The organism is Eubacterium sp. An3 (assembly GCF_002159465.1).
In the GTDB taxonomy this organism is placed as follows: Bacteria; Bacillota; Clostridia; order Lachnospirales; family Lachnospiraceae; genus Anaerobutyricum; species Anaerobutyricum stercoris.
Map to the genome: position 1 here is coordinate 1 of NZ_NFIR01000070.1, position 4,125 is coordinate 4,125.

At 38.9% G+C, this 4,125-nt stretch carries 4 protein-coding genes; all 4 read left to right on the top strand.

The window, feature by feature from the left end; all coding sequences use genetic code 11:
- On the top strand, positions 1–653 hold a 653-nt coding region (locus tag B5F87_RS20080; protein ID WP_204246107.1), incomplete at its 5' end, for a hypothetical protein.
- A gap of 113 nt (positions 654–766) precedes the next feature.
- Positions 767–2,044 carry a tyrosine-type recombinase/integrase gene (locus B5F87_RS20085; protein WP_158097122.1) on the top strand — a complete coding sequence of 426 codons (1,278 nt, stop codon included), beginning with the start codon at positions 767–769 and terminating at the stop codon, positions 2,042–2,044.
- Positions 2,034–3,017, top strand: coding sequence for a tyrosine-type recombinase/integrase (locus B5F87_RS20090; protein ID WP_087284388.1), 984 nt, complete (start codon positions 2,034–2,036; stop codon positions 3,015–3,017). The genes B5F87_RS20085 and B5F87_RS20090 overlap by 11 nt, the downstream gene beginning before the upstream one ends.
- Entirely contained in the window at positions 3,010–4,032 is a 1,023-nt protein-coding gene (locus B5F87_RS20095) for a tyrosine-type recombinase/integrase (protein WP_087284391.1), read from the top strand. The genes B5F87_RS20090 and B5F87_RS20095 overlap by 8 nt, the downstream gene beginning before the upstream one ends.
- Positions 4,033–4,125: the final 93 nt, after the last annotated feature.

The following is a 4,125-nucleotide window of genomic DNA, read 5'->3' on the forward strand; positions in this document are numbered from 1 at the left end:
GGCTTATGCTCAGTTTATTTTTATCCTCATCTTTTTTGAATAACCTGTCTTTTCCAGATGATTTTTCGGAAAAGATGAGGATAAAAAAATATGCGATAATGAAATCACAATTAAAATCGAAAGGATGTGATTTCATGAATTATGATGAAACCGTTGAAAAAGTGATGATATTTCTGAAAGAACGAAAAGTCTGTTCCAACAGCCGAAAGTCACACAGGGAATGTTATGATTCACTAAAGTTATTCATGCTACAGGAAAATAAAGTGTATTCTTCTGATGTTCGTGAAGCATGGTTTGCATACCTGCAAGCTGCTGTTCCAAAGCAGAGATATGATATATGGATAAAGTATGCATATCAACTCGAGGAAATGGAAATAACAGGTACTATATCTGACAGGACCTTATATCTCAACCGGTCTTTATACAAAAAACTGCCAGAACAATGGAAAAAGGAGCTGGATCATTATCTGGAATCCTGCGGACAGAATTATACGAATTGTACGTTTGAATCAATGCGAAGAAACTGTTCGGAAGCACTCCTCATAATGGATGAGATGGGGATATCCACCATTCAAGAGATTGATTATAAGATCATTATCCGCTTAATTAATTCAAAAATGTACTGCACCAATAAAAAAAACAGCAGATACTAAACAACGTTGCAAGTATGATCCGTTTCTACGGTGATATAGGAGTATGTCCGCACAACTATTCTCTTGTTTTCAACTGCAAGATATACCCTCACATTGGGCTGATATCGCAGTTTATGATGGAAAATCAAACCTTCATTGCAGAGATAACAGATCCAGAAATGACTGCAAATGAGTTTTATCATTCGATACCTTGTTTTATTCAGATTTTAGAAAAACACGGCTATATTGGCACAACTTTGAAACTGGCAAAACATGCACTTACTGCGTTATACTTATTTTTAGACATTCATGCTCTCGGATATCATCCAGGAATCATGTGGATATGGTTTGATGAGATCCGCAAAACGATGGGAAGCTCATGGCTTCACTGGAGACGTATACTTAAGTTTTACGAAAGTTTTGCTGCTTCAGGCGATATAGATGGAAACAGAAAATATATGTATAAAACATCAGGTTTTGAAGGACTTCCATCATGGTGTCAGGAGGCAATCACAGGACTTCTCGAGCAGAAACGCCGTGAATTCAGAGAAGCAGGAACCATTAGGACTTATCGCTATTCCTGCATAAGTTTCTGTCATTTTCTTATCAGTAAAGGCTTTAAAAACTTTGAATCACTTTCTCCCGCTATCATAAAAGAGTATGCGGTTCGTGATAAGCACAAAACGTTTAAAGGAAGGGCTACCCGCTTTGTGATAGTTCGGGCTTTTCTCCGTTATCTTGATGAGTATGGCTATACAAAAATGCATCATCTGGATGAATGTCTCATATCAGGAACTGCTCCTGAAGAGAGAATTATAGATATCCTTTCTGATGAGCAGATGGAGAAGATCGAGCGATATCGTTCAGAGCACCATTCTCCTGTAGAACTTCGTGATATCGCTATTGTATTACTCGGATTAAGAATGGGATTCCGGTCCTATGATATACTGTCGCTTCGTTTTCAGGATATTGACTGGAACAAAAGGCAAATTTCCATTGTTATGAAGAAAACAAAAACACAGATTAATCTCCCGATGCCGGTAGAAGTAGGAAATGCTTTATATATGTATATAATGTCTGGAAGGCCTCAAGTTGATACAGAATATATTTTTCTTAAATCAAAGGCACCATATGGAAAACTATCCGGAAAGGTGTGTACCAATGCCCTGTACCGTATCCTTCCGGAAAGAAGATCTGTAAAGGGTGGAGGTTTCCATGTAACCCGCAGGACTTTTGCCACAAATCTTTTACGAAATCATGCGGGGATCGATGCAGTTATGGATGCCCTTGGACATCGTGATCCTACAAGTGTCATGAAATATCTGCTTCTGGATGAAGAAAGGATCCAGCAATGCGGGCTATCTCTGGAAAGTGCAGGGATTCTGATGAAGGAGGCATGGCATGAAGTGTAAGGAGTATCAGTTTCACAGCTGTTTTGCGGCATATATCGAACAGTTTATACAGGAAAAAAGATCAGCTGGATTTATATACGAAACAGAGGTCTGGAAACTGAAGCACTTTGATCTCTTCTGTATAGAGGAATCTGTAGGAGAGCCGGTCCTTAGTAGAGAACTCGTAAAAAAATGGGGGACCTTGAAAGATGGGGAATCTCTCGGGACTTGTTCTGCAAGGGTTTCCGTTATCAGGCAGTTTGCCCTGTTTTTGATTTCAATGGGTATGGAAGCCTATCTTCCACATGATTTTTATAAAACTGAAAAAAGAGTTGTACATGTATTATCTGATGCAGAGATACGTTCCTTTTTTGAAAATGTCGATAATTATGTTCCTAAAATAAATGCGGTAAGTTTTCAACGTCTTTCGATTGAATATAAGGTGTTATTCAGAATAATCTATTGTTGCGGGCTCCGCATATCCGAAGCGAGAAAACTGAAGTGGGAAGATGTAGATTTACACAAAGGTACCCTCAGGATCATGCAGTCGAAAGGACATAAAGACCGGCTTGTTTATATAACAGATGACCTGGCTGATGTTATAAAGAATTACAAAGACCTGCTTGCAGTAAGATACCATCTGTTTTCAGGCTGGGTTTTTCCAGCCCGGGAAACGGACAAGTGCCTCACTAATGTTACGATAGAATATAAATTTCGAAACTTTTGGAGTCTGACTCCTTATGCAGAAGGCTGTGATAAATCTCCAACAGTCCATTCTTTGAGACATACTTTCGTTGTAAAAAGAATGAACCTGTGGATGGAAAATGGCACATCGTTAAAAGAGATGCTTCCTTTTCTAAGCAGATATCTGGGACATCAAAGCCCTGACGAAACCTTTTACTATTATCATCAGGTTGCGGAAGCATTTCGTATTATCCGAAAAAATGATAAAACCGGTATATCAGTAATTCCGGAGGTAGAGCTATATGAGTAAGAAAAAAACTCAGAAGAAACTGTTCTTCTCTAAAACTCTGGATTTTCTTGAACATTATCTTCCTGACCAGGTACTGAAAAGCAGGAATACAATCGAAACATACCGTGATGCACTGACCATCTTCAGGAGATATGTAACGGATGAATGCCACCTGTCAATAAAAACATTTGGATTTGAAGACTGCACCCATGAAATGCTTCTGTCCTACATGGAATACCTAAAGAATAAAAAAAATGCAGAAACTACCTGCAATAACAGGCTTGCCGCAATCAGAGCTTATCTGTGGTATGCAGCAGATGTTGATATTTCTTTGCAATCTATCGCATTGTCTGCTTCAAGAGTTCCATTCCTGAGAGTACCAAAGCTGACCCGTGAGATAATCTGCGAGGAAGATATAAAAGCATTGCTTTCGGCCCCGCCTGATACAAAGATTGGCCGAAGGGATCAGATGATCCTCATTCTGCTTTATGATTCTGCAGTCAGGGTTTCAGAACTATTATCACTGAAGGTATCTTCAGTAAATCTTGATGCTGATATCCCATATCTTAGGATATATGGAAAAGGCGATAAAGAGAGGATTGTTGCGATCACAGATGTAACTGCCAATCACGTAAGGAATTATCTAAAGGTATATCATCCATTGAATGATCCAGATGCACCTTTAATATACACTGTCATAAAAGGACATAAAGACAAGATGTCTGTTGGAAATGTAGAACGGATCATAAAGAAATATGCCGATAAGATAAGACCAGATCATCCGAATCTTCCAGAACACTGTTATCCTCACATGGTCCGCAGAACACGCGCAACGAATCTATATCAGGATGGAACAGAACTGGAGCTGGTGTCCAGAATACTTGGGCATTCCTCAACTGAAACAACTCGTATTTATGCAGTTCCATCTTTAGAAATGATGCGAAAAGTAATGGAATCTGGGAATATGGCAACCAAAGAAAAACCTTTGTGGTCAGATGATGAAGCAGAGATGGCTCGTCTTTGTGGATTAAGATAATTATGTTATCCTCATCTTTTCCGAAAAATCATCTGGAAAAGACAGGTTATTCAAAAAAGATGAGGATAAAAATAAACTGAGCATAAGCCGCAT

Excerpts from the sequence above, each read along its gene's own strand:
- B5F87_RS20085 (WP_158097122.1), top strand. The coding sequence starts at position 767 with ATGATGGAAAATCAAACCTTCATTGCAGAGATAACAGATCCAGAAATG.
- B5F87_RS20090 (WP_087284388.1), top strand. The coding sequence starts at position 2,034 with ATGAAGTGTAAGGAGTATCAGTTTCACAGCTGTTTTGCGGCATATATC.
- B5F87_RS20095 (WP_087284391.1), top strand. The coding sequence starts at position 3,010 with ATGAGTAAGAAAAAAACTCAGAAGAAACTGTTCTTCTCTAAAACTCTG.